The sequence below is a fragment of the Corynebacterium sp. sy017 genome (genome assembly GCF_017918135.1).
Classification (GTDB): Bacteria; Actinomycetota; Actinomycetes; order Mycobacteriales; family Mycobacteriaceae; genus Corynebacterium.
In genome coordinates, this window is sequence record NZ_RZUE01000001.1 from 213,747 (window position 1) to 239,076 (window position 25,330).

Consider the following 25,330-nt stretch of genomic DNA (forward strand, 5'->3'; position numbering starts at 1 on the left):
GGGTATCTTAAGTAATTATGAAAATGTGAAATCACACACAGATAAGAAACGCATGACAATAAAAACTCATGTAAAGTGTGCATTCGTGTCCGATAGTGCAAAGAACACCACGAAAACTGCCATAGTGCAATCAAAAATACAATCAAACCGAAAACTATGGTCGCGCCCTTTTTCGCCAATAAAAATAACAGCCATCTGGATTCTATGGCTCATCGCTAAACTTGTTATCATCGCAGGAGTCCACGCAGAACCAATGCCTACTGGTGATGCGCACTATTATTTTTATGGCATTACTCACCCGGAATCTGATGCACTCAATGAGTACCCTGCGCTGCTTCTAGCACCACTCCAGCTACTCGCCCTATTCAGTAACGATGAAAACGCATTCACGATTGCACTCATCATAGCTACTATCGCTCTCGACGCGATCTTCCTGTGCTTTATTCTCTGCCAAAAACAAAAAGGAACCTTTTCCGCTAGTGTTTTCTGGATCTTTTTCACTGTCACAGCACTGCATATGTCCGTTCTTCGACTAGATATTATTCCCGGAGTATGTATTGGTATCTTTGCCTTGGCTCTATTTACCTCGCCTACTTTTTCTTCCGCAATCCTAGCTATCGCAACCATGCTTAAACTCTGGCCGGGAGTATTAGCCGCAGGACTCTTAAGCAGCAAAAAGAAAATGAGCGCACGCACTGTCGGGGTTTTTGGGGCAACAATACTGCTTATCGCACTAAGCATCATCGGAGCTTCCGGCATTACTCGTATCACAAGTCCACTGACCTATCAAAGCGATAGAGGTCTACAAATTGAATCTTTTTGGGCCACTCCTTTTATGCTCTTACATGGTATGCCCGGTCTTTCAGATGGTAGCTATGAAATTTTCTACGCACCGTCGAAAAGCTTTGAGATCAGCGGACCAGGAGTATCAACAGCCCTAATGATTTCTAGCATAGGGTTTGGATTACTAATCATTTTTTGTCTGTTATGGGCGGTCAAAACCCTACGCGCCCCCTATGCTTATGACCCGCTTGTTACCCTTTCTTGGACAGTAACAATCATCATCTGTCTACTGGTTACTAATAAAGTATTTTCACCACAATATCTTGTTTGGCTTGGACCTATCTTGAGCATTTGCTTATTAAAGCAACCCCACAATAAGTATGTACGACTTTTGTGCATACTGTGCCTAGTAATTACTGCCCTGGGAACCTATATTTACCCGTTCCACTATGGCGATATTATGCAAGCAGATATTTTCTCCTGGGCATTAGTAGCACTAGCAGCTCGTAATATCCTCGTCTTTATCAGCGCCATTATCAGTGCTTGCTGGCTCAAGCAGACCTTATCCAGCTCACCAACACGCAACAATCAATTCTCGGAAAAATGAGAATAATCCGTAAACTCAAAGAAACGCGGCATAACAGATGTGCCCCCTAATCTAAAAATTCGTACTAGTGGCCTGCGCCTGAGTGCACGCGTATCAGCGACTGCATCATTGTAAAAACGATGTGCCAATTGCACCCGAGCCTGCGCCTCTGCAATTCGCGGAGGCATATTATGACCCATCGCAGCAATGGCAGCAGAAATATCACGTTCCTTCTCACTGCGCTCTAAAAAAGAATCATATTTTAATGCCACAGCTTCTGCCGCGCTGGCAATGGTTTCATATTTTGGATCTATCGCAGCAAGCACTGCCGCCCGCTGATCGAGCATAGCTTGCAATGCTTGCAAAGAAGAATCAACACGAATATTCAATCTGTCGAGACGCTGTGCAATTGTATATAACTGCACAAAAAACAAGGTTACGACTACCGATGTAATGATGATAAGCAGGATATACATAATTTATTTTCCGCATTGAGAAGATTGATCAGCATGAGCATCATACCCTACATATCGAGTATCTGAGACAGTAACTGTTTCATACACGCGCAATACTTTCTCGACTACATTATCCCAATCATAAATACGGGCTCGTTCTAAACCAGCTGTAATATAACGCTGGCGCAATGACTCATCATCAATGAGCAACGCTAACTTTTGGGCAAGTTCGCTAGAGTTTTCATTCTCGAAAAGAATACCTGCTGGCTGCTTCGCTTTAGCATTGCATACAGCCGCAAAGGCTTCTAAATCACTAGCAACCACTGCACATCCTGCCGCCATTGCTTCTACGAGAACAATGCCAAAGCTCTCTCCACCAGTATTAGGGGCTACATAGATATCAGCACGTCCAAGGATAGCCGCTTTTTGTTCATCAGAGACTTTTCCGACGAAATCCACTCCTGGAAGATCACGAGGGGTTCCTGCCCCAATAACCGTTACCTGTATTTTCTCTTGGTAGCGTTGCGACATAGAGAAAAGCATCTCTATAGCACGAAGCAAAATATCAAGCCCTTTACGAGGTTCATCTATTCTGCCCAAAAAAACAATCTCAATTTTTTCACTTTGAGCATTGTTTTTCTTATCCTGTGCTAACTCATAAGCACGACCAAACACTGAGGTATCGACCCCATTAGGAATAAGAACCGAATCGCCACCGAGTTGTTCTACTTGCCATCGACGCGCCATCTCGCTGACAGCGATACCACCTCGTATTTTCTCTAGACTGCCACGCAACACAGGCAAAAATAATTTCAGAACCCTGGACCCACTACTCGAAGTATGATAAGTAGCAACGATAGTGTCTTTGCTCATTAAAAGTGCAAGTAAAGAATAGCTCGGTGAGTTGGGCTCATGAATATGCAGCACATCAAAATTTCCATTTTTTAGGAATGCCCGCATACGTCGATAAGCACTGAAACCAAAAGATAGTCGAGCAACTGATCCGTTGTATTTAATGGGAAAACTTTTTCCACCAGGAACAACAAAATCAGGCAAATCAGTGTTTTCGTAAGCAGGACCAATGACGGAAACCTGGTGCCCAATAGAAATGAGTTTTTGCGCTAAATCAAGGATATGGGCTTGAACACCCCCTGGTTCATCAAAAGAATATGGGCAGACGATACCAATTTTCATTGCTCATATTCTCCTTCCATATCTTTATCCTTAGGTTGTGTGTGCGTGCCCATGCACCGACGCATCTGTGCGGTATCCATACATCTTTGGATCATGCCCACACAAAACGCCGACGCCGCACCTCAAAATTATAGCCTGAGTAAAACAAAAATTATTTTCTCAACCAACAAAACTATTGTTCTTTGTCAAGACCTTGCTGATAACGTCGCGCGTCCAAATCAGATAACCACAGTGGCTGTAGCATATGCCAATCTTTAGGGTGCTGCCTAATGTTTTCCTCCATCAATGTTGCAATTGTTTGCATTGTGGTTTTCAGATCCATTACTTCAACAGGTGCCGATACGCTTGTCCCCCATTGGTTATCCTCAATGAACCAACTATGCACCACATGCAAGGCAGCACCTGTTTCCTGAGCTAGGCGCACGGCACCAGCAGGCATACGCGTCTTTTCCCCAAAAAACTCTACCTCAACACCAGAACGCTTAAGATCACGTTCACCAAGCAAACACACAATTCCGCCGCTCAGCAAAGTTTCTTTCAACGCACCATAAGGACCAGGTGTGGATTGATGCGGTAACACCTTAAAACCAAGAGATTGGCGGAAATCAACAAATGCTTCATAAACTTCCGTTGGTTCCAGCCGCTCAGCCACTGTTGTGAATTGCCCATACTGCGACACAAGATATAGACCGGCCATATCCCAATTGCCAGAATGCGGCAGTACCAAAATAACCCCTTTTCCCTGGCTAACCGAGCTACGAAGAAATTGGGTTCCTTGAGCATGAGCTTCTATGTCTTGGATTAATTGCTCATTGCCTACGAGCGACGGCAGCACAAAGGCTTCTCGCCAATAACGCGCGTAAGAGCGCATTGACTCTTGCACCAACTGGCGAGTAACGTTTTCTTTTCCCACCACACGCATAAGATTTTTGCGCAATTGCGGCATAGCTTTTCCGCGTTGGGACGCATAATCTGCACCGTAATTAAAAAGTGCTTTCGCCCATGATTCTGGTAGTTTTCGCACGATTTTCCAGCCAAGTAAATAACCTTGCGCAACAATATCTTTCTTCTGGAACATCTATCTATGCTCTGTTCTAGGGTTTTGGGTTCCAATGCTATTTCTGTTTCTATTTTTTATCTTCTTGATCTGAAAAAGACCGCGCTCCCTGTGGTGGTACACTGCGTTCTCGCGCATGTTCGGATGAAGAGGCAATCCACAAACGCTGTCCCACGGTAAAAGCACTGCCAAAGGCAAGAACCCATATACAAATTTCTAAAGCAAAGGGTATGCCCAAACCAGCTAATCCCACACCACTAAGTCCCAAAATAAGCCGTTCAGGTCGTTCGATAAGCCCACCAACCATAACAAAGCCACTTGCTTCGCCACGAGCTTTCACATAAGAGATAACTTGCGAAGAAACGATAACGCTTAACGTAGCAGCCACTAATGCAGGATGAGCATTATCCACATAGATGAGCCACCACGCTATAGCAGAAAACAAAGCACCATCAGTGATCCGATCACAGGTAGCATCTAAGGTTGCCCCAAACTTGGTACCCCCACCACTCATTCTTGCCATCGTTCCATCTACCATGTCAAAGGCAACAAAGAGCCCTGATAATGCAGCTGCAGCAAAAAGATGATTCAGGGGAATGAGAATCACAACTAATAAAATTGCAATTACTGTTCCGATAATGGTTACCGCATTGGGTGTAAGACCAATTTTCAGAAAAAGTTTCGCCACTGGTTCCACAAAAACTGCTGCTGGCCTGCGCGCATGAACACTAAGCATTTTCTCCACCTTTTGTTATGTCGCACATATTATTCTGTGCAGCAGTGCTATTGTCTTCACCAAGTTTCCGCCAAGCGTCGGCAAGCAACTCTCTGGTGTCATGCAGGAGTTGTGGCAATACTTTTGTGTGAGAGATTATTGTCATGAAATTTGCATCCCCAGTCCACCGCGGAACAATATGCATATGAAGGTGCTGCGCAACAGAACCACCTGCTGCTTTACCTAAGTTGAACCCTGCATTAACCGCATCAGGCTGAGAAACTGTCTTTAATACTGCTATTGCCTTCTTTGCAAAGCGCATAAGCTCAGCGGTTTCTACCTCACTTAAGTTTTCCAGCTCAGCGACCTCTCGATAAGGCACAACCATCATATGCCCACTGTTATAGGGGTAAAGATTAAGCAAACAATAAACAAATTTACCGCGAGCGACGATGAGCCCTTCTTCATCACTCATCTTAGGGATGTCAACAAAAGGATTATTCTTTTTTGGCGTTACCGCATCAGCACTGTCAGCATTGTCGTTCGTGTGAATATAGCTCATCCGATATGGTGCCCATAAGCGTTGCAACTTATCCTCCCCAGCTGCAACGCCTATATCAGGGATACTATTGTCAGCGCTGGTATGAGTGGCACGATACTGATACTCAGTATTATCGTTGTGCTCCATTTCTTTCTTCCTCACCTGACAGTATGACCAAACATAAAGCTACTGCGCACTCTTAAACTCAATATTTTCCTTAGTTGGCTGCTGATTGTTACGCTGCGCAATCCATGTCTCAATAATGCTAATAGCATCTGCGACAGGCACACCATTGACTTGTGTACCATCAAGGAAACGGAAACTTACTGCATTTGCTTCCACATCACGTGCCCCAGCAAGTAGCATAAATGGCACCTTAGCCGTGGTATGGTTACGAATCTTCTTCTGCATACGATCATCTGAAGCATCAACGACAGCACGAATACCACGCTGACGCAATTGCTCAATAACCGTATCTAAATGCTCACTAAAGACTTCAGCTACTGGAATGCCCACCACCTGCTGAGGTGCTAACCAAGCTGGGAAAGCCCCAGCATAGTGTTCGAGCAATACGCCAAAGAATCGTTCAATTGAGCCAAACAACGCTCGGTGAATCATGATTGGACGTTTTTTGCTGCCATCTGGCGCAGTATATTCCAACTCAAAACGTTCAGGAAGATTAAAATCAAGCTGCACCGTAGACATCTGCCATGTACGACCAATAGCATCACGAGCCTGCACTGAAATCTTTGGACCGTAGAAAGCTGCCCCACCTGGATCAGGCACAAGTTCCAGACCAGATTTCTGAGCTACTGCCTGCAAAGTGCTCGTTGCCTTTTCCCATATTTCGTCACTACCGACAAATTTCTCTGGGTCCTTCGTCGAAAGCTCAAGATAGAAATCATCAAGACCATAATCACGCAAGAGCGAAAGCACAAACTCGAGCACAGAGGTCAATTCTTCTTCAAGCTGTTCCTCAGTACAGTAAATATGTGCATCATCCTGGGTAAAGCCACGAGCTCGAGTTAAGCCATGAATTACTCCAGATTTCTCATAGCGATATACCGTGCCAAACTCAAAAAGACGCAACGGCAACTCTCGATAAGAACGTCCACGCGCATCAAAAATAAGATTATGCATTGGGCAGTTCATGGGCTTTGCATAGTAATCCTGGGCTTGTTTGGTGATATTGCCCTGATCATCTGTCTCCCCATCGAGCTGCATCGCTGGGAACATTCCTTCTTCATACCAATCAAGGTGTCCAGATTTCTTAAACAAATCACCTTTTGTCAAGTGTGGCGTATTGACAAATGAGTAACCTGCGGCAATATGACGCTTACGAGAATGCTCTTCCATCTCCATGCGCACAATAGCGCCATTGGGGTGGAATACAGGGAATCCTGAACCAATCTCATCAGGGAAACTAAAAAGATCCAATTCATTGCCAAGACGACGATGATCTCGCTTTTCTGCCTCAGCCACCATTGTTTGGTACTGCTCTAAAGCTTCTTTAGACTCCCACGCTGTACCATAAATACGCTGCAACCCAGCCTTGGACTGATCACCACGCCAATATGCTGCAGAAGAACGAGTAAGCGCAAAAGCTGGAATATATTTTGTGGTTGGCACATGCGGTCCGCGGCATAAGTCATACCATTCAACTTCACCGCTACGGGGATTGATATTGTAATACCCAGTTAATTCGCCAGCTCCGACCTCAGTAGCCTCATCGGAATCAGGGGCAACGTGACCTTTATCTTGGATTAGCTCTAATTTATATGGCTCATCAGCTAAAGCAGCAGCAGCTTCTTGAGCATCTGCATACACACGACGCTCAAATTTTTGACCAGACTTAATGATCTTTTTCATGCGCTTTTCGATTTTCTGAAGATCCTCTGGTGAAAAAGGCTCAGCTACGTCGAAGTCATAGTAAAAACCATTCTCAATTGCAGGTCCGATTCCTAGTTTGGTACCAGGGAACTCAGCCTGCACAGCCTGAGCGAGCACGTGTGTACAGGAGTGACGAATCACAGCACGGCCTTGCTCAGTATTAGCAGCAACTGGGATGAATTGAGTTTCTTGCTCTGGAACGAAAGAAAGATCTTTCAGGTTTCCTGCTAAATCCTGGGCACACACAATTGCCTCAGGCCCTTTGTTAGGAAGTTCCAACTCACGCATTGCGGTTCCAATACTTGTTCCAGCTGGAACTAAAAATGGCTTGTGTCCTACCGCCGACGCATTTGCTATAGCTGACAAGGTTACTGCGCTCCTTACTGCGCTCATGCACTTTCGTCATACCTGGACGCTAGTGCTAAAAAATTTTCTCAAATTAAGACAGTAACACATTAATAGTGCATTCTATGCCCAACAATGATTCTGCCTACTTTACCCTAGTTTTCAACGCAGAAAACAATGGCAAACCACACCCCGCACCCTCAGAACTAGAATAGAGCTTCACCCCAATGTTGATCTTCGCTAACACCTGGCGCAATTGCATAGATGGCTGAACCAATATGCGTGATCCAGATATTAAGACGATCACTATCATTGAGGCGTTGTTGAATAGGGATAAATTGTTCCCGTGGATCTTTTTGGAAACAGCAAAAAATTAAGCCAGCATTTGATAATTCAGCACTACCAGGTATTGGTGCCTCGTTGTAGTTATATGCTCTGCGCAATAATCGATCCCGTTTATTATCACTATGCGGCGCAGCTAAAGCCATATGGGAATTGACATCGATAATTGGGATGCCGTAATCATCCTTAGCAGAAAAATCTGCTTCATCGAACTCTTCTTTTCCAGTAAGTGGTGCACCAGAATCTAACCGACGACCTAAAGATACTTCTCGTGAACCACGATCAAGTTCCTCCCATAAGTCGAGATTCATATGAATCCGACGCACAATCATACAACTACCGCCACGCAACCACTCAGGAGAATCCGAGTCTTCATCAATCCATACTTGCTGGTCAAATTCTTGAGATGTTCGCGGATTAATTGTTCCATCTTTTTGACCAAAGAGATTACGCGGAGTTTCACCCTTTTCGTGTGAACCATGCGCATTGAGAAAACCCTGTTGAAACCAACGAGTAGTAGCATAATCAATACCAGCGCGAGTAAGGTGACGCACAGCAAAAGCTATTGTTAACGGATCATCGCCACAAAACTGAATGACCAGATCGCTTTGACCCCACCTTTCGTCAAGACGATCATTACTAAACACCGGCACAGGAGTCAACCAGTCTGGTCGCTGACTACCTTTACCAATAATGTCAAAAAAACGAGGACCAAAACCACAGGTAATGGTCAGATTGGCAGGTTTACGTACCATCTCTGGCTCAAGACTGCCTAAAGGATTACGCCCTTGCGTTAAATCTCTGGCATCTTGTGTCCACAGTCGCAAAAGTCGTCGCACAGCAGCTGCGTCGACACCAGCGCGAAGATCAAACCCAACCAAAGTCATATGAGATTGAGCTGGTGTAGCGATACCAGCTTGATGTGCACCATCAAAAGCAACAGTTTGTTGCGCAAGCTCAACCTGAGGTTCTACTGATTCTTGCTGAGCTTGTTCTTTGGTACAAGCACTTAAAGCGCTTGTACCAGCAAGTGCAGATGTAGCAACCAAGAATCCCCGTCGAGTGAACCTAGCATTGTGATTCTTATGTGATTGCATAACAGTTGTTCACCTTAACTTCAGAAACTTCAGAGATTAGTGAGCTGCACCAGAATAATCTTCATTTCCTGAAGAAATAGAGCGTGATGGAACATCATCTACCACGATTTCAGTGCCATCAGCCAAGTTCAAGGTAACACTATAATCCTCACCAGCTTCAACATCTTCTTGCAATCCCATGAGCATAATATGCTCCGCACCTGGTTGCAGAGTTAGAGAACCACCTGCTGGAATAACAAAACCGCCTTCTTTCGGACGCATAACTCCGTCGACGACTTCATGCAGCTCATAGCTACTTGCCGCTACAGAAACAGATGCAGACACGATGTTAACCTCCGCACCTGTATTGTTTTTCAGCACACCAAATACCGCAGTCATACCATCTTCTTTTTTAGCAGACTTAACATATGCGTCCTCAAAGCTCACTGCTTCTGACTCAGACTCCGAATCAGACTTAGATTCTGTGGTAGAAGTACCGAATTTCGCAGCTGCAGATGCTGCAGTATCTACTTTTTCTTGAGAATCTGTCTCTGAGTTAGAACAACCTGCAAGTGTCAAAGCAGACAATGCCACTGCACACACAACATTCTTATGGAACTTCATAATTTCTCCTTAATTATTTTTCTTTCGGTTCAATAGGATGAACAAAACAAGAGCACCCACCACAACTGCAATGACAATCCCAATAACCAACCCTAGAGGAAAACCAGATTTCTCTGCCGACGCCTGAGCCGTTTGTGAGACTGGACCAGAGTTTTGGGTAGTCGTCGCAGGTACGCTAGATGCAGAGTTGTTTTCTTGGCGCTGTTGTTCACCAGCTACAGTAAAAGTAGTCTTACCTCGTGTGGCGTGACCATCCGAGGATGTAATTTGGAAACCAATGTTATATTTACCAGTTCCCTTTTCGATATCCGCAGGTAAATCTAACACTATAGATTGACCACTCACCACTGGAGCACCAGAATATATAACTTTCCCATTACTATCGCTAAGCGCAATAGTGTTAAATCCTTCTCGGGGAGTACCAGAAAAATCAAGGCGCAAAGTAGTTGGAAACTCTGACACAATTTCCTCATTAGCAGGACTGCCACCTACAACAGCATCATGAGCATAAGCACTAGGAACATTGACCAAAGATGCCACAGACAAAAACATAAAAACAACAGAACATAGCGCAGCCATGAATGGTTTTACCCTTAATACGCCTGAAATATGCCTTATACTTTCATGTTTCTTCTGCATAGCTAACTTTTACTTACCTTTCAGAAATTAAATACTCACCACTTTGCATGGTACGCATTGACAGGGAAAAAACCTATTCATTGTTGAGTGCGATAAGACACCTTCCACAAAGCACTTCCGCATCCGACAATGCAGTATGGTCACATACTCATAAGTCATCCATATAATAAGTCGTTACAAAGCACCCAATAGTTCCAACAAGAACAGAAAAATTAGCGCAACCCTACGGTTTCATCTGCTTCCCTATGTTCACACTAGCCATAACAGCCGAAAGCATAATGACCACAATCAGATAGCATACTAACCCTACCGGCAGGGGCGGGATACCTACTTGTATAAACCCGAAGGTAGAGATCATCATGGAGTAGGAAATAACTCCGAAAATAAAGGCGACTGCCAATGCTAAGACCGCTGGCAGAATATTACTAAAGAAACGTACACGCGCTATTTTCTTTGCACTCATACCCATGACGGATAATTGCTCAAGCAATGGGGTATAGAGTTTCTGTCTCCCCAGCAGAAGACCAAAAACGCAGACTGAACAGCCTAAAATAACAGAAGCGAATAAGGGGATAAACTCCGCTGTTCCGGTACCGTGAGGCCCGTAAAATATTTTTTCGGGGATATTCTGCGCCAATTCTTGCGCTTGTATGATGCGATAATCTTCTTGTGGCACAAGAGTTTCTATCGTGGTTGTGTCTGCGTCATCTGTGAGTACGACGACAGAACCGATACGTGAACCATCATAAGCGTGTGCACGGGAACTTGCTTCTACGGCCGCCCAAGGAACTAGCCACGGCTCGGTAAAGGGTGAAACGATCGTTGTAATATCCTGAGGTTCATGCAGAAGAGCACTGGTAACTGTGGGTGTGCTTCCCACCAGCACATAATCCGTAGCTTCTGAATCTTGTGCAGGATGATAATCGTGTGGGTTGGTACTATCAGATTCCATATCTGCTTCACGAAGGGCATACGCCCAACTGAGCACGCCAGCACAATGGGGTCCGATCGTGTTGCATAGTTTTTCTGCCTGGCTTGGTGCTATAAATGTGGCGTTTTTATCTTGTATAAGATTAATATTTTTTACCCGAGCTGCTGTTGCGATGCGTGCGCCTTCGATAGAGGCATCGTTACTCACAAAAAGAGCAAGGGGTGCGCAAATAAAAAGGATTAACAAAGATAGTATTCCTACCGCTGGAATCAATCTGATTTGCCTCGAAGCAAGGCTTAATGCTGACCAACTAAATATTTTTCTTGATGTTTCTTCTATTGCTTTAGTGCTCACAACCAGGATAAAAAGAGCTGAGGCGGCAAGTAATAAAGGTGCAAAGATAATAAGCAATGATGGGATACCGGAATCTCCAGCAAACATAGAGAAGATCCCTGCTATCAGCACAGCGCCAAGGCAACACGCGCTAACAACGATGTGACGTGTACGGGGAGCAGCAATGATTTTTTGTCCAGCGCCCACCCGCACCCCAAGTTCTTTCCTCAGCGCTCGACGCACTGCCCAGCAGGAGAATGCCGCAATAAGTAGGAAAACAATTAATCCGTTGACATATGGAGAACCTAAAACTTCTGGTACGCTGCCACCAAGATTCCCATATAAAGTAGCTACTAATACTGTGAGTATCGGCCGCGCTAGCAGACTCGATAGGATTGCTACTGCGCAGGCGCCCAGCAACGCTTCCTTGTATATATTTCTGCGGATATAACGGGCAGGAACACCCATGAGATAGAGAGAATTGTATTCTCCTATCCGTGCAGTAATTGCGTGCCGTATGGTTGTAGATACACCAAAATAAAATGGAAAGAATGAAAATATAACAGAGTAGGTCATTCCTGCCGACATATCCGGGGCAGCTTCTGTGGATAGCAGTACAGAAAACATCGCGCCAAGCATCAGCCCCACAATAAGCTGCACCACAATGACGGGAATCAGGGAGCGAATATGGCGGGAACGAATCTTCGTTAATGCGTTGCGATACATTGACGATCACGCACCCAACTCAAGCTCGGTATCCACGATGGTACTTATTGACGGGTCATGTGATACGACTACTGCAACTGCTTTGTGAGTGGTGACGTATTCTCGTATTTCTTTAAGAACAATAGACACGTTCTCAGGGTCTAGTGCGCTAGTAGGTTCATCGCAGAGCAATAATGCTGGTTGAACAGCTAATGCTCTGGCAAGCGCTGCACGTTGGCGTTGCCCTCCAGAGACTTCCCGTGGGAGCGCATTCGCTACATGCTCTAAACCAAAACGTTTCAGCAAGACATTGCCTTGATGTTTCATATCCGTGTTGGCTCTAGCAATGTCGATGGCTAATTCAATATTTTCTTGAAGGGTAAGAACTTCTACTAAGTCACTATTTTGGAAAACTATCCCCATGTGCTGGGCTCTTAGCTCAGCAGCATCACGAAACTTGGGCTTTGCCCCCCCCTATTACGGCACCATTAAAAGTAATACTTCCACTTAGTGGGTTCCGTAGCAGTGCCAACATTTCCAATAAGGTAGATTTACCGCATCCCGATGGGCCTTTAAGCCACATAATAGAACCATTATCTACATGGAAATTTAGCTTATGAAACAACCATTCGGAGCGTTTGCCATATCTAAAAGATAAATTAGAAACATCAAGAGCCATGAGAACATTATGTATCTATATCTCATGGCTCGCCACTGGGACAGAAGGTGAAGTTACCACTCCACTACTAATTTCCCCATAACTTTTCCATTAAGAAGATCAGCAAGAGAGTCTTCCAACTGCGCCACGGGACGCACCTCATAAGGAATCCGAATAGCACCTTCTGCAACTTGTTCTACTGCCCATTCCATAGCTGCATGTGCACGTTCAGTATCTTCCATGATCCATAGACCTACGTTAAAACCGATAACAGTTTTATTCTCGAACCAGAATTTTAAGGAATCAAACTGTTGTGCTTCCTTGCCAGAACTATTACCTACTTTTATAACGCGCCCACCACTGCGCAGTTTCTCGAAACTAGATGTGGTTGCCTGAGCACCGACAGAATCAATGACGACATCATAAAATTCTTCAGGAATATCAGATAAAGCGTGACGATAATATACATCGTGGTAGCCCATATCTTTAGCCAGGATTGCTTTTTCATCATTTCCCACAACAGCATCAATATGCTTCGCATCTAACATACTGGCTATTTGCCCAAACTGTGTTCCTAGTCCTCCCACTCCTGCATGAACTAGCACACGCTCAAAACGCCCGATTGTTCGCGCAATAGAAAGACTTTCCTTTGCGGTAACCGTATTAACGAGAGAAATAGCGCCCATTCCTGCAGGTATTCGTTCATCAATTTTTACCACGAAATCAGAATGAGTAACCAAAACAGTAGCTAATCCAGCACCAAAGCACATTGCAGCAACCCTGTCGCCTTCTTGGAGGTTTGTGACAGCAGCCCCAACTGTGCGTATAAATCCTTCTACTTCTAAACCAGGTGTATGCCCTTGCATATCGCCCATCACACCGGAAAATTGCAGAGCGTCGATAAGCCCCAAACCACTGTGGGTTACCTGTATTTCAACATCACACTCTCCCAAAGCACTGGGCTGTGCTTCCTCCAGCACTAATTCCGATACCCCTGCACGGTTGTTAATCATGTATTTTTTCATTTTTATTCCTTAGCATTTATGAAATATTTACGTATTGTTTGGACTGACAGTAAGACCATACGGTTTAGTACAGACACCACGTTCAGATAGCTTCTCTAGAGTTTTCTTATGTGCATATGTTGACGTAGCAACACAACCATCGGCAGGAACCCACACCTGATAACCATGCTGTATTGCGTCTAGAGCAGTAGCAGCGATGGCATAATCTGTCGCAATTCCCACTGTGATAAAACTGCGCACGTCATGCTCAGAGAGATAGTGATGTAAACGTGTTCCCTGGAAAGCGCTTATCCCGTACTTGATCAGTAGTGCTTCATCATCTGTTTTTCTTATACTCAAACCCGCACGGCCGTCTAAACCACCATCGCTACCATCGGCTCTCAGGAAAGCAATCCATACAACAGGTTTATTCGGGTATAGCTCACGCCATTTTTCCACGATATTTTCAATCTTGTGAGCAAGTTTCTGACCCGTTACAGGAAATAAATCTAAAGAGACGATCCATTCTTGAACATCAATGACTACCAGAGCATCCACACCGTTCATTTCTTGAATGGCTTGGTGTTCAAGACTTTCAGTGCACATTTTTAGTATCTGCTTTCTTGTGGCAGTGGTACAGCCGTTATTTCTGCGATTTCTTGGTTGGATAGCGTCAATTTTTCCGCTTCCATATTCTGCCGAACATGCTCAATTTTCCGACTTCCAGGAATCGCATACACGTTCTCTCCTTGGGCATATACCCAGGCAAGAGCTACCTGTGAAGGGTGCGCACCGTGACGTTGCGCAATAGAGGTTAAGGTATCAACAATGTTTTGGTTACGCTTTCTAGCTTCATCTTGAAAACGTGGCATCCACTGGCGAAAATCATTCTTCTTCAAGGTGGAGACATCCAGTTTTCCAGTCAGAAACCCTCGCCCTAGCGGTGAAAAAGCAACAAACTTAATATCATTAGCTGCACATAATTCCATCACGCTCAGAGTATTGGACTCATAAGACCTAGTAAGAGAAACAGATTCAGTAGAGTCAGCGGATACCGCACCCGATGTCTCAGTTTCCGAACCCTTCAACGGATCACGAGTCCATACAGAAAGCTCAGATTGAACCACATCAATTTTCACAACATCAAGAGCACGCGATAGCGTCTGAGCATCTGGCTCGCTCACACCAATCGCACCTATTTTCCCCTGTTGCTGTGCCCTAGCCAGAGCTGTCATTGTTTCCTCAATAGGAGTGTTCGGATCAACTCTATGGAGGTAATAAAGCTCTATATGATCCCTACCTAAACGTTTTAATGAGTTGTCGATCGCAGCAGATATATATTCTGGTGCACCATTAAGATGCATGGATAGTGGTTCCACAGAATCAACGATTATCCCACCTTTGGTGGCGATGCATACATCGTGCAGCCCTTCTAAGGCACGTGACAACAAGGTTTCATTGTGACCGCTGCCATACATATCGCTGGTATCGAAATGTCGAACGCCGGCGTCGTATGCCTGACGAATGCTACGGATAGAGTGTTCATCATCCAGCTGACCTGGCAAGCTGTAACCCCAGCTGTACCCCATGCAACCTAAACCTGCACGGTGAGCGAAAAAATTTTTCTGAAGCATAGCAGCTCCTTCGGTTGAAACGCACGATAGCTTTTATGCAAAATGCAATATATATATGCAGCTTTTTTGCTTTCGTCAAGTGCACAGACTGTTTCTCTTCCCCCTGGATTAGCCCTCTACCTTGAGCTAGTGTGAAACACACCCTTGTACTTTTAGTGACCGAAGGATGAAAATCGTGAACACTGTAATTTCTTATTGCGCGCTAGTCAATGAATTAATGTAGGGCACTAAATGGGTTCATCGGTTTCAGTTCTGCCCAATAGATATATTGAGGTGGAAACGGGAATCGAACCCGTGTACACGGTTTTGCAGACCGTTGCCTCGCCACTCGGCCATTCCACCGCAGCGTGTTAATACTATCAGCGTACTAAACGCTTGGAGCGGATGACGAGACTCGAACTCGCGACCCTCACCTTGGCAAGGTGATGCGCTACCAACTGCGCTACATCCGCAAAAGGGCTATTAACAACCCTGGTGCGCATTACTGGGATTGAACCAGTGACCTCTTCCGTGTCAGGGAAGCGCTCTCCCACTGAGCTAAACGCGCATTAGTTTACATAGAACCTATATAAACATCAGAGCGGATGACGAGACTCGAACTCGCGACCCTCACCTTGGCAAGGTGATGCGCTACCAACTGCGCTACATCCGCTTTGCAAAACATTATGTCGTGCGTGAAAAACATTAGTGCCAACTATCCATCTTTACAAATCGCCTGGTTATCAGTATGTTTTTAAGCTACAAAGATGTAATACTCCACGCAAAGTTACTAGAATTTTTACATGCCATCAACTATCGCCGATTAAAGAAACTTACTTTCCATGTCATTATCCCCCATATCCAGCACACAAAACGAGGCTGCAAGCATAGACGCGTTACTAGGATCTAATACCCCTACCCATCCCTATGAACTCAGAGCAATCGCAGTGTCTACAATCAATGGGCGTGCAAGCATTGCCGGATCCTCGCAAAGTTTAGGCAATGCCACAGATACCCAATTATTACTTAGCCTGCGCACCTGGGCTGATGTTGTTATTGTCGGGGCAGGAACTATACGCGCGGAGAACTATGGCGGTATCCAAGCACACAGGAAAACTGATACTCCTGCTCCTTTTGCAGTTCTGAGCAATAGTGGTGTGTTTGATTTTGATAGCAAGTTCTTCCATTCCTACACCACTGCACCCATTTTTTTGCTCAGCAAAAATAATCCAGAGAACATAGCGCAGGCTCAAAAACTTAAGCAACGTGGCTTAGAGGTGCACAGGATAGATACGCATAATCCGCGGGAGGTTATCGCAACACTACGACAACGTGGTTTTCGGAAAATGGTCTGCGAAGGTGGACCAAGCATTTATTCTTTATTCGCTGCACATAATTGCATAGATAAGTTCTATCTCACGCTTGATCCATGCATAAGCTCAGACGCCACTATGCTTTTTCCGCCTTTATGCACAGCAACCAGCGCTTCCTCTGCGCCCAGTACACGCATCTCTTTCGCGTTAGAACACTATCAAGCTACTTCAGACGGAATACTATTTTTGCGCTATAAAAAGATCTAGAAATTTTATTACTTTCGAGCGTATCGCACTCCCTACGTCGCAGCACTATGGTAGCGTCTGCCTAGTGGTAGAAGCTCTTAGAAAACGTCTTAGTACAGTGTGGGTCAGTCAAAGCCGAGCTACAACAACGCTAACAACACTGCCCTTAGATACCTCAAAGTTCGATGTCATAGGCAATGCAGCGCTATGGCCTATTGCCATATTCACCCTACTTCATCGCTATTTCATCCTCTGCGTCAATGGGAACACCACCGATGACTTCTCTACTGTCTACAATGCCGTACGACGCAGCATAGAAGGCGTTGCGGTCTATTCCGAGAACTACTATTTTGTTGATCCACATTATCTCTATAATCCAGGTGCTACCCTACTGTTAACACCGGTTGCATTACTAAGCGACGCTTCACTGGCACGTTTGCTGTTCATCTTGGTGAATATGCTCGCCATCATTTTTGCCATTGGGTTTCTCCTTAAGAGTTTTGCAGGCTATCGCCTCTCGTCCCTTTTCTTCCCAGCAGCTCTCATTGTTGCTTTTCATACCGAAGCAGTACGTAACACCATTGTTTTTGGCAATATCAATGGCATACTTTTGCTCGCACTAACTACATTTTTGTGGGCGCAGTGGAAAAACAAGGAAATCATTGCAGGCATTATTATCGGACTAGCAATCCTTGTTAAACCCTTATTCCTGCCGTTGCTTTTCATTCCTTTTATCAAGGTACAGTGGAAAACCATTGTGCTCGGTATTGCAGTACCCGTCCTGATGAACCTGATTGCTTGGAATATCATCCCACAGGCAGGAGACTATCTCAGCATTGTTACTCCATATTTAGGGGAAGTACGCAATTATGCCAATTCATCTTTAGCAGGTGTGTTCGTGTATTTTGGATTCCCAGAATGGATACACAAAATCGCCTTTGCGTTCTTTGCGCTTGTCATTATCGCAGGGCTATTCTTCTTGTTACGTATTCGGGAAAAGCAACCACTTGAGTGGGCTATCTATACAGCTAGTTTGCTCCTGACTGGTGTTTTTCTCTTGTCTTCACTCGGGCAGATGTACTATTCGCTTTTCCTTTTCCCACTGGTGTTCACTATTGCCAAAAAAGGCTCTATCGTCGCCAATCCTGTGGCATGGATTGCTTTCTATCTATGCTTAAGCGCTGACCTATGGGAATCAGACGAGTGGTTTAATTTTGGTCATTGGTTTGTTACTGTCCAAGCAACCCTCGCGTGGGCTTTGCTCATTATCGTAATCAGTATTACTGCTATTTATTGGTACTATTCAGAAAATCCTACAATGAAGAAAGGGAGCAAGGAAACACATGACCAAGTTCCAATTTCTTAGCGACGCCCAGTGGCGGGAACGGCTTAGCGCAGAAGAATATCGTGTACTGCGCCAAGCAGGAACTGAAGCACCACATACTGGCGAATATACCAATACCACCGCAGAAGGCATTTACTCATGTCGTGGTTGCAATACGGAATTGTTTAGATCAACAGAAAAATTCGATTCGCATTGTGGCTGGCCTTCATTCTTCTCTCCTCTTGCCGGCGATAAAATAATTGAACGAGAAGATACTTCTTTAGGTATGGTGCGCACAGAGGTACTATGTGCAACTTGTGGCAGTCACCTTGGACACGTATTTTCTGGTGAGGGTTATGATACTCCCACAGATTTGCGCTATTGCATTAACTCAATATCACTAAAATTTGCCGAAGGCGAAGTATAAGAAAAGGGCGGAAACATTTTCCGCCCTTTTCCATATCCCAGCATATTAAGGAAGTACGTCGATAAGCTCTTTAATATCTGCTACTCGACGCCCAGTAAAGAATGGTATTTCTTCCCGAACGTGCAAACGTGCTTCGGTGTAGCGCATTTTGTGCATCAAATCCACAATTCGATGCAATTCTTGCGCCTCGAAAGCAAGAATCCACTCATAGTCTCCTAATGCAAAAGCAGGAACCGTATTTGCGCGTACATCTGGAAAATCACGCGCAGCTTGACCATGTTCAGCTAGAATACGACGACGCTTCTGCGCATCCATGACATACCAATCATAAGAACGTACAAATGGGTAGACAGTAACCCAATTACCTGGCTGCTCGCCCATTATGAATGATGGCAAATGTGATTTATTAAACTCACTTGGTCGGTGCAAAGCATTTCCGATCCAAAAAACTTCACTTACCTGCCCCAAAACAGTATCGCGACGGAACTCATTAAAAACTTTCTGCAACTGATCAAATTCAGTTGCATACCACCAAATGAGGAAATCTGCTTCTGCACGACAACCGGTAATATCATAAACACCACGAACTGTCACAACAGCGTCATCGCTGATACGAGAGAAAAAATCACGAGCTTGCTGGATAATTTCTGTACGCTCAGTCCCCAAAGCACCAGGAATAATCTTAAACGCTGCCCATTGAGAGTAGCATTGGCGGGAATTTAATTCATCGAAATCTAGCTTTTCAGCCACGATAGTAACCTTTCCATCGGATCGCGTATTGAGCTTTGCATTAAGCTAATACTCACTGTTATCCATCATAAGTTGGATAATGACGTTTTTTCATCATCAATCACAGTGATTTTTTTCTCTTATTTGCATTCCGTTCATCGTTGCTCATCTTTTATCATGTACCACCTAGCTTATTCGGCGCGCCTTCGCATTTTCGCTCCTCAAACATAGTTAGCTATTTTTGTGACTGAATCTCGTGCAACGTCGTCGATAGTACCCCGCCTCGCGCAACCTGTTGAATCGGAAAACACTCCTGATGAATTTTTGCGCGCAACTGAGTCCATGCACCACGCACATCTGCGTCCGGAGATTAGCCTGAGCACGATTCGCCCGCCACGTAAACTAGCAACTTTTAGCCACGCTATTGGGTTAGAAATCACCAAACAAAGTGCCGAAACAGAATCTCACCCTGATGAAGGCAATGAAGGTGATGCCTTTGGGCGGTTGATCTTACTCTATGATCCTCGTTCAGAAGACACATGGGAAGGTTCCATGCGCTTGGTGGCATATATTCAAGCAGATATGGACGATTCTGTTGCCAATGATCCGCTATTGCCTGATGTTGCCTGGCAATGGCTTACGGAATCTCTCGAGCAAACGCAAGCGCCTTTCTCCAACCTTGGCGGCACTGTTACCTCAACTACCTCAGTACGCTTTGGCGATATCGGTGGTCCGCCACGAGCTTATCAAGTAGAAATGCGAGCCAGTTGGACTCCGGCTGAAGAGAATCTAGAGAATCATGTTCGAGCTTTTGCAGAAGTCCTCGCTAATGTCGCCGGCCTACCGCCAGAGGGCGTAACTGTTTTAGGCGCATAAGAGATAAGAAAATGTCGGGAGAAATTGCTTTGCTCCCGACATTATTATTTCATTTCATCAGCCCACTTCTTGATTGACTCAGCAATTCCAGGAGCATCAAGACCTACTTGTTTTAATAATTCGTTGCGGCTGGCATGCAAAGGGAAAAATTGTGGGAAAGCCAAATGCCGCACCGGTATATCACTATTGGCCTCAGCAAGGGCTTGAGCAAATAATGATCCCACGCCACCATGCAACATAGCATCTTCCACAGTGACGATGAGGTCATATTGCTGGGCAAAAGAAACCAGATCAGTGGATACAGGAATAACCCAGCGTGGATCGACGACAGTAATGTTTAATCCAGAATGAGCAAGTTCACTGCATACGGCCATGACATTTGTTGCCATCGCACCAATGGCAACAATCAAAATTGCTGGAGATGTTTCCTTGCTTTCTGCGTTTTTTTTATCATCGTGGCAAGAAGAATGAATAATCTCTGCACCGTCGCTCAGCACTTCTATTGCTGGGATTTCCTGAGGTAAATCTCCTTTAGGAAAACGCACAATTGTAGGTGCTGGCACAGTGACAGCCTCTCGGAATAGTACCTTGAGCTGGGCACCATCACGAGGAGCAGCGACCCGTACTCGTGGAATCAAACCTGCTATTGCAAAATCCCACACACCATTGTGGCTTGCACCATCAGAGCCGGTAACTCCTGCACGGTCAAGCACTAATGTTACTGGTAAGTCTAAGAGCGCAACGTCCATGAGCAGTTGGTCGAACGCTCGGTTGAGGAACGTAGAATATAGCGCAACCACTGGATGCAATCCTGCTAGGGCCATTCCTGCAGCAGAAGTCAGCGCATGTTGCTCAGCAATACCGACGTCAAAAAAACGCTCTGGGTATTTCTCTCCAAAAGGAGCCAATCCTGTAGGACCAGACATTGCCGCAGTGATGGCCACAATATCTTCTCGTTCTTGGCCAAGGGCAAGAAGTTCTTTGCTAAAGACCTGAGTCCAACCAGGATTCTTAGCACCAATTGGCTCTCCAGTCTTAGGATCAATGACACCGGTAGCGTGCATAAGTTCTGCTTCATCATTTTCTGCAGGTAAATATCCGCGCCCCTTCTCGGTAACCACATGAACAATAATCGGCCCGTGATAGGCACGAGCATACTGCAAGGCTGATTCCACAGCCCCAACATCATGACCATCCACAGGACCGACGTATTTCATGCCTAAATCAGAAAACATTTCTGTTGGAATAACAGTGGATTTGACGCCTTCTTTTACAGCATGGAGTGCCTCAAAGGCGCGTTCGCCTAACCAACCTAAAGACTTAAGGGTTTCTTTTCCTTGCGCCATGAGTCGGTCATAGAGCGGTTGGGTACGTATTTTGCGAAGTCCTGCCAGGTTTTCTGCCAAACCACCAATAGTTGGGGAATAGCTACGGCCATTATCATTGACGATAACCACGACATTGCGATCTTTTCCTGTGGCGATGTTATTGAGTGCTTCCCAGCACATACCACCAGTAAGCGCTCCATCGCCTACGACAACAGCTACGTTACGATCATGCTCACCTTTAATCTGGAAGGCTTTTGCTAAACCATCACCATAGCTAAGAGCAGCAGATGCATGAGAAGATTCTGTCCAGTCATGTTCGCTTTCTTCACGACACGTATACCCCGACAATCCATCTTTTTGCCTTAATGTATCAAAATCGGCAGCGCGACCAGTTAAAATCTTGTGCACATAGGATTGGTGAGAAGTATCAAAAATAATTGGATCATGTGGTGACTCAAAAACACGATGTATAGCTACACTCAACTCCACGACGCCAAGGTTAGGACCTAGATGTCCACCTGTTGCAGATACTTTTTCGACAAGAAAATAACGTATTTCATCAACAAGTGTGGCGATTTCCTCAGCTGTTAATGCTTTTAGATCCGCCGGAGAGTTAATTCTGCTGAGAATTTCCATGCTTTACGTTGAGCATCCTTCCATCATGTTTTTGCAATGTTTTTGCGCCACACGTACTTTTTATTCTTTTCCTTTATTTATATTCATTACATTCATTGCCACATCTTACTCCTTGTAGCGTGAAGTGACGCAATCGCTCTTAAGCTACTGCTCAATCCTGCTGTGTACCAGGCTCGATAAGTGCTAAACACTCAAAATGATGAGTTGCTGGGAAAGCATTAAAGAGCACTATTTCGCATACTCGATAACCACCAGCTATCCATGCCTTAAGATCGCGAGCGAAAGTTGCAGGATCGCAGCCAATGTGGATTGCTAGTTGAGGAGATGCTGCAGCAATAGCAGACACAACATGATCACCAGCACCTACTCGCGGTGGATCCGAGATCACAATATCAGGACTAGGTAATTGTCCTAGTGCTTGTTCTACTGGCATCGAGTGGAAGACAACATGGGAATTGTCATCGCCTTCCTCCTCAAAAGCACTCTCGCCTGCGCGTACAGATTGCGCTGAGGCCTCTACAGAATGAACAGAGACAGCTGTGTCTACAGCATCGAGTATCCCTGGTACAAAAGCACCCACGCCACCATAAAGATCCCATGCAACAAGGTGATTACTGTGCTGTTTTTGTTCACACCACGTGCTAATCCATTGCTTAATCTGGTGTGTATAAGCGGTAGTAGCATTCTTATGCGCTTGCCAGAAAGCAGTAGCAGGGATCGTAAAGTTACGTTCTTCCTCATCCCCTACGCACTGCACAACAGTGTCACTACCAGCTATTACTTTTGTAATCTTTTCACTGCGTCGTCCGCGAGGTGCTTTAGAGATTTCGACGATACTACGCTGTCCTTCATCATCAACAACCACAATCACTTCTGATCCAGGTGTAAAACGATAAGAGGTGATGTCGTCAAGCAATCCTGGTACTGCTTGAGAGCATGGATAGTCTGTCACTACTTCCCGAGAATGCACAAGGCGCACCCCGGCGCGACCTTGTGTATCTGTACCGAGACGCATACGAGTTCGCCACTGTGTTGTGAGACCAAAATCATGCACAGAAATTGGTGGGAGAGGATCTATCTGGGCAAGTCTAGAGAGTTGATCTCGCAAAATTTGTTCTTTAAGTTCTAGTTCCTTCTCTGGTTTCACAGCACTCAAGTCGCAGCAGCCGCCTCCATGCTGCGCTGCTTCACAGCGATGCTTCGTACGCAGAGCAGAGGGTACCTCTATGTTGAGCAGCCGTGCACGGGCAAAGTTTTTCTTCTTTTGCGTGATCTCCACAAGGACTTCGTCGCCAGGAAAGGCACTTTTTACAAAAACGACCTGTCCGTCTAGGAGGCCGATCCCTTCCCCACCATGTGCCATGCGCTCAATGCGCAACGTATGGCGGGTACCCTTTTCATATGTAGTCATTACGTGTTTTCCTGCGCCTGATTGTGGTTTGCTTGACGACGCTTAAGCTCAGCTTGTACTTGCTGAGCAAGAGCTTCTGGCAACCCTACAGGAAGTGGTTCTCCTGCCATAATCGGTTGTGAACCGCGATATACAAATGTACGAGCAATTACTTCACGCGCCAACTCAACCATTTCTGACTCGTACTCTACGGGGCAAGCTACTGTTATACGCAACATCCAGCGTGATTTTTCTACGCCGATGACACGAACGACCCCCTTAGCATCTGCTGCCCGACCGACGACTTCCCGCCCCCACGGTCCCATATGTATTTGGGCAGTCAATCCATCGTTGCGCATTCCCTCTGCGATTTCTTTAGCAGCTTTACGCCATTGTCCACCGGAGGTAGGAGCAGCGAAAGCTGCCGGAGTTAATCTGCCATAGGGGGTGAGAATATGCAGCATTTTGGGTCCTTGGTCATTCATCTCAACTTGCACCTCTGCATCTTGAGGCAGAGTGATAACCATTGAACCGAGATTAAGGGCATGTGCACCAAAATCTGAAAAATCAAAGTCCTCATATTTCATGCTGTCGCCGTCGAAAGGCCCTTCAGCACCGAGATGGAAAGTTTGTTCCGCTGTTTCTTGCACGTTCTGGATGTCTGCGTCAGCTTTGTCTTTACGCTCTGTATTCTCTGCTGCAGTTACTGCATCTGATGTGCTTGTTCCCTCTTGGGGCTGTGATTCAGCGGAATCAGTTAATGACTCGGGGTGGTTCTTCGTCGTACGTTCGCTGTGAGCATCAGGATGATTATCAGTCTTTTCCTGGTTCTTATCCTTAAAAAAACGCCACAATGCCATAATGTGCTCCTTAACTTATTGTGGTTCTAGCATGCCAAAAGCAAGTGCTGTACTGCTGTTTTTATCTCACTTGATCCCTGTGGAACCATAACCATCTGCACCTCGTATAGTGGCATCTAATTCATCAACTTCGATAAAATCAACGAGTTCTACTTTCTGAACCACTAACTGTGCAATACGTTGTCCACGCTTAATTTCAATAGGTGTATGCGGATCAAGATTGATCAGGCATACTTTTATCTCTCCACGATAGTCTGCATCGATAGTGCCTGGAGTATTAACAATGCTTAGTCCTTCTTTCCATGCGCGACCTGACCGGGGATGAATTAACCCAACGGTTCCCAGTGGTAGTGCAATGGCAATTCCTGTCCCAACTAAAACACGTTGACCAGGTTCAATGCTAATAGTTTCTGTAGAGTACAAATCAACTCCAGCATCGCCACGATGGGCGCGAACCGGAATAGGTAATTCTGTATCAAGACGACGAATCTGGACTGAGTCTATCTTCTGGTTTATTTTCTGATCTTTTTCCATAGCATTATTCATAGCACTTACTACCTTAGCGCTTGTCGCTTATGCATATCATGTTGAGCATAAACATGAACCATATCAGCAGCTCATCAGTGGAATTACGCAATCTATAAAAGATCCCGACCCGCTAAGCTCGGCATGATGTCGACGTTAGCGCTACCTACTGTGCAAGCGTTGAA

At 45.3% G+C, this 25,330-nt stretch carries 24 protein-coding genes, 4 tRNA genes and 1 pseudogene; 5 read left to right on the top strand and 24 right to left on the bottom strand.

Annotated elements, in window-relative coordinates; translation table 11 throughout:
* The first annotated feature begins 85 nt into the window (after positions 1-85).
* Positions 86-1,390: a hypothetical protein gene (locus EML15_RS00960; protein ID WP_144272984.1), complete on the top strand. Its 1,305-nt coding sequence runs from the start codon at positions 86-88 to the stop codon at positions 1,388-1,390.
* Here the strand turns inward: EML15_RS00960 and EML15_RS00965 are convergent.
* The 19 genes and pseudogenes from EML15_RS00965 to EML15_RS01055 all read right to left on the bottom strand — a co-directional run bounded on the left by EML15_RS00965 (position 1,372) and on the right by EML15_RS01055 (position 16,164).
* Positions 1,372-1,845 carry a hypothetical protein gene (locus EML15_RS00965; RefSeq protein WP_144272985.1) on the bottom strand — a complete coding sequence of 158 codons (474 nt, stop codon included), beginning with the start codon at positions 1,843-1,845 and terminating at the stop codon, positions 1,372-1,374. The genes EML15_RS00960 and EML15_RS00965 overlap by 19 nt on opposite strands.
* Positions 1,846-1,848: 3 nt before the next feature.
* Positions 1,849-3,018: a glycosyltransferase family 4 protein gene (locus tag EML15_RS00970; protein WP_144272986.1), complete on the bottom strand. Its 1,170-nt coding sequence runs from the start codon at positions 3,016-3,018 to the stop codon at positions 1,849-1,851.
* A 172-nt stretch (positions 3,019-3,190) separates the two neighbouring features.
* Positions 3,191-4,096 carry a phosphatidylinositol mannoside acyltransferase gene (locus EML15_RS00975; protein ID WP_144272987.1) on the bottom strand — a complete coding sequence of 302 codons (906 nt, stop codon included), beginning with the start codon at positions 4,094-4,096 and terminating at the stop codon, positions 3,191-3,193.
* Positions 4,097-4,145: 49 nt separating this feature from the next.
* On the bottom strand, positions 4,146-4,811 hold the full coding sequence (pgsA, locus tag EML15_RS00980; protein ID WP_144272988.1) for a phosphatidylinositol phosphate synthase: 666 nt from the start codon (positions 4,809-4,811) through the stop codon (positions 4,146-4,148).
* Positions 4,804-5,478 (bottom strand): HIT domain-containing protein, encoded by a 675-nt coding sequence (locus tag EML15_RS00985; RefSeq protein WP_144272989.1) that lies wholly within the window; start codon positions 5,476-5,478, stop codon positions 4,804-4,806. The genes pgsA and EML15_RS00985 overlap by 8 nt, the downstream gene beginning before the upstream one ends.
* Positions 5,479-5,517: 39 nt before the next feature.
* Complete coding sequence (gene thrS, locus EML15_RS00990) at positions 5,518-7,614, bottom strand: threonine--tRNA ligase (protein ID WP_144272990.1); 2,097 nt, start codon at positions 7,612-7,614, stop codon at positions 5,518-5,520.
* Positions 7,615-7,772: 158 nt separating this feature from the next.
* The gene (locus EML15_RS00995) at positions 7,773-9,005 is read right to left on the bottom strand and encodes a Dyp-type peroxidase (RefSeq protein ID WP_144272991.1); all 1,233 of its coding nucleotides are present in this window, start codon (positions 9,003-9,005) and stop codon (positions 7,773-7,775) included.
* Between the two features lie 36 nt (positions 9,006-9,041).
* Positions 9,042-9,608 carry a copper chaperone PCu(A)C gene (locus tag EML15_RS01000; protein ID WP_144272992.1) on the bottom strand — a complete coding sequence of 189 codons (567 nt, stop codon included), beginning with the start codon at positions 9,606-9,608 and terminating at the stop codon, positions 9,042-9,044.
* Between the two features lie 9 nt (positions 9,609-9,617).
* On the bottom strand, positions 9,618-10,247 hold the full coding sequence (locus EML15_RS01005; RefSeq protein WP_246858047.1) for a copper resistance CopC family protein: 630 nt from the start codon (positions 10,245-10,247) through the stop codon (positions 9,618-9,620).
* 223 nt (positions 10,248-10,470) lie between these two features.
* Positions 10,471-12,237, bottom strand: a complete 1,767-nt coding sequence (locus EML15_RS01010) for a hypothetical protein (protein ID WP_144272993.1) — start codon at positions 12,235-12,237, stop codon at positions 10,471-10,473.
* 6 nt (positions 12,238-12,243) lie between these two features.
* Positions 12,244-12,651 (bottom strand): annotated as a pseudogene (locus tag EML15_RS10170) (ATP-binding cassette domain-containing protein); the annotation flags it as partial.
* Between the two features lie 13 nt (positions 12,652-12,664).
* Positions 12,665-12,895 carry an ATP-binding cassette domain-containing protein gene (locus tag EML15_RS10175; RefSeq protein WP_144272995.1) on the bottom strand — a complete coding sequence of 77 codons (231 nt, stop codon included), beginning with the start codon at positions 12,893-12,895 and terminating at the stop codon, positions 12,665-12,667.
* A gap of 53 nt (positions 12,896-12,948) precedes the next feature.
* Positions 12,949-13,899, bottom strand: a complete 951-nt coding sequence (locus EML15_RS01025) for a zinc-binding dehydrogenase (protein WP_144272996.1) — start codon at positions 13,897-13,899, stop codon at positions 12,949-12,951.
* Between the two features lie 27 nt (positions 13,900-13,926).
* Positions 13,927-14,484, bottom strand: a complete 558-nt coding sequence (locus EML15_RS01030) for an isochorismatase family cysteine hydrolase (protein ID WP_144272997.1) — start codon at positions 14,482-14,484, stop codon at positions 13,927-13,929.
* 2 nt (positions 14,485-14,486) lie between these two features.
* The gene (locus EML15_RS01035) at positions 14,487-15,512 is read right to left on the bottom strand and encodes an aldo/keto reductase (RefSeq protein WP_144272998.1); all 1,026 of its coding nucleotides are present in this window, start codon (positions 15,510-15,512) and stop codon (positions 14,487-14,489) included.
* 271 nt (positions 15,513-15,783) lie between these two features.
* Positions 15,784-15,854, bottom strand: a tRNA-Cys gene (locus tag EML15_RS01040).
* Positions 15,855-15,888: 34 nt separating this feature from the next.
* Positions 15,889-15,964, bottom strand: a tRNA-Gly gene (locus tag EML15_RS01045).
* A 20-nt stretch (positions 15,965-15,984) separates the two neighbouring features.
* Positions 15,985-16,059, bottom strand: a tRNA-Val gene (locus EML15_RS01050).
* Positions 16,060-16,091: 32 nt separating this feature from the next.
* A tRNA-Gly gene (locus EML15_RS01055) sits at positions 16,092-16,164 on the bottom strand.
* Positions 16,165-16,438: 274 nt separating this feature from the next.
* Here EML15_RS01055 and EML15_RS01060 point away from each other — a divergent pair.
* The 3 genes from EML15_RS01060 to msrB all read left to right on the top strand — a co-directional run bounded on the left by EML15_RS01060 (position 16,439) and on the right by msrB (position 18,801).
* Positions 16,439-17,071: a dihydrofolate reductase family protein gene (locus EML15_RS01060; protein ID WP_185967133.1), complete on the top strand. Its 633-nt coding sequence runs from the start codon at positions 16,439-16,441 to the stop codon at positions 17,069-17,071.
* Between the two features lie 64 nt (positions 17,072-17,135).
* Entirely contained in the window at positions 17,136-18,416 is a 1,281-nt protein-coding gene (locus EML15_RS01065; RefSeq protein WP_185967134.1) for a glycosyltransferase family 87 protein, read from the top strand.
* The gene (gene msrB, locus EML15_RS01070; RefSeq protein WP_144273001.1) at positions 18,394-18,801 is read left to right on the top strand and encodes a peptide-methionine (R)-S-oxide reductase MsrB; all 408 of its coding nucleotides are present in this window, start codon (positions 18,394-18,396) and stop codon (positions 18,799-18,801) included. The genes EML15_RS01065 and msrB overlap by 23 nt, the downstream gene beginning before the upstream one ends.
* A gap of 45 nt (positions 18,802-18,846) precedes the next feature.
* Here msrB and hemQ read toward each other — a convergent pair whose 3' ends face one another.
* On the bottom strand, positions 18,847-19,551 hold the full coding sequence (gene hemQ, locus EML15_RS01075; protein WP_144273002.1) for a hydrogen peroxide-dependent heme synthase: 705 nt from the start codon (positions 19,549-19,551) through the stop codon (positions 18,847-18,849).
* A gap of 222 nt (positions 19,552-19,773) precedes the next feature.
* Here hemQ and EML15_RS01080 point away from each other — a divergent pair, with 222 nt between their 5' ends.
* A complete protein-coding gene (locus EML15_RS01080) occupies positions 19,774-20,406 on the top strand; it encodes a DUF3000 domain-containing protein (RefSeq protein ID WP_144273003.1) in 633 nt (210 codons plus the stop codon).
* A gap of 44 nt (positions 20,407-20,450) precedes the next feature.
* On the opposite strand, the gene dxs is transcribed toward EML15_RS01080, so the two are convergent.
* The 4 genes from dxs to dut all read right to left on the bottom strand — a co-directional run bounded on the left by dxs (position 20,451) and on the right by dut (position 25,154).
* On the bottom strand, positions 20,451-22,370 hold the full coding sequence (gene dxs, locus EML15_RS01085; protein ID WP_144273004.1) for a 1-deoxy-D-xylulose-5-phosphate synthase: 1,920 nt from the start codon (positions 22,368-22,370) through the stop codon (positions 20,451-20,453).
* Positions 22,371-22,521: 151 nt separating this feature from the next.
* Positions 22,522-23,781: a TRAM domain-containing protein gene (locus EML15_RS01090; protein WP_144273005.1), complete on the bottom strand. Its 1,260-nt coding sequence runs from the start codon at positions 23,779-23,781 to the stop codon at positions 22,522-22,524.
* A complete protein-coding gene (locus EML15_RS01095; protein WP_144273006.1) occupies positions 23,781-24,620 on the bottom strand; it encodes a DUF3710 domain-containing protein in 840 nt (279 codons plus the stop codon). The genes EML15_RS01090 and EML15_RS01095 overlap by 1 nt, the downstream gene beginning before the upstream one ends.
* 66 nt (positions 24,621-24,686) lie before the next feature.
* Positions 24,687-25,154, bottom strand: a complete 468-nt coding sequence (dut, locus tag EML15_RS01100) for a dUTP diphosphatase (RefSeq protein ID WP_144273439.1) — start codon at positions 25,152-25,154, stop codon at positions 24,687-24,689.
* Positions 25,155-25,330 lie beyond the last annotated feature (176 nt).

Bases quoted from the DNA above. Each gene is read 5' to 3' on its own strand.
- EML15_RS00965 (WP_144272985.1), bottom strand. From the start codon at position 1,845: ATGTATATCCTGCTTATCATCATTACATCGGTAGTCGTAACCTTGTTT.
- EML15_RS00970 (WP_144272986.1), bottom strand. From the start codon at position 3,018: ATGAAAATTGGTATCGTCTGCCCATATTCTTTTGATGAACCAGGGGGT.
- EML15_RS00975 (WP_144272987.1), bottom strand. From the start codon at position 4,096: ATGTTCCAGAAGAAAGATATTGTTGCGCAAGGTTATTTACTTGGCTGG.
- pgsA (WP_144272988.1), bottom strand. From the start codon at position 4,811: ATGCTTAGTGTTCATGCGCGCAGGCCAGCAGCAGTTTTTGTGGAACCA.
- EML15_RS00985 (WP_144272989.1), bottom strand. From the start codon at position 5,478: ATGGAGCACAACGATAATACTGAGTATCAGTATCGTGCCACTCATACC.
- thrS (WP_144272990.1), bottom strand. From the start codon at position 7,614: ATGAGCGCAGTAAGGAGCGCAGTAACCTTGTCAGCTATAGCAAATGCG.
- EML15_RS00995 (WP_144272991.1), bottom strand. From the start codon at position 9,005: ATGCAATCACATAAGAATCACAATGCTAGGTTCACTCGACGGGGATTC.
- EML15_RS01000 (WP_144272992.1), bottom strand. From the start codon at position 9,608: ATGAAGTTCCATAAGAATGTTGTGTGTGCAGTGGCATTGTCTGCTTTG.
- EML15_RS01005 (WP_246858047.1), bottom strand. From the start codon at position 10,247: ATGCAGAAGAAACATGAAAGTATAAGGCATATTTCAGGCGTATTAAGG.
- EML15_RS01010 (WP_144272993.1), bottom strand. From the start codon at position 12,237: ATGTATCGCAACGCATTAACGAAGATTCGTTCCCGCCATATTCGCTCC.
- EML15_RS10175 (WP_144272995.1), bottom strand. From the start codon at position 12,895: ATGGCTCTTGATGTTTCTAATTTATCTTTTAGATATGGCAAACGCTCC.
- EML15_RS01025 (WP_144272996.1), bottom strand. From the start codon at position 13,899: ATGAAAAAATACATGATTAACAACCGTGCAGGGGTATCGGAATTAGTG.
- EML15_RS01030 (WP_144272997.1), bottom strand. From the start codon at position 14,484: ATGTGCACTGAAAGTCTTGAACACCAAGCCATTCAAGAAATGAACGGT.
- EML15_RS01035 (WP_144272998.1), bottom strand. From the start codon at position 15,512: ATGCTTCAGAAAAATTTTTTCGCTCACCGTGCAGGTTTAGGTTGCATG.
- msrB (WP_144273001.1), top strand. From the start codon at position 18,394: ATGACCAAGTTCCAATTTCTTAGCGACGCCCAGTGGCGGGAACGGCTT.
- dxs (WP_144273004.1), bottom strand. From the start codon at position 22,370: ATGGAAATTCTCAGCAGAATTAACTCTCCGGCGGATCTAAAAGCATTA.
- EML15_RS01090 (WP_144273005.1), bottom strand. From the start codon at position 23,781: ATGACTACATATGAAAAGGGTACCCGCCATACGTTGCGCATTGAGCGC.
- EML15_RS01095 (WP_144273006.1), bottom strand. From the start codon at position 24,620: ATGGCATTGTGGCGTTTTTTTAAGGATAAGAACCAGGAAAAGACTGAT.
- dut (WP_144273439.1), bottom strand. From the start codon at position 25,154: ATGGAAAAAGATCAGAAAATAAACCAGAAGATAGACTCAGTCCAGATT.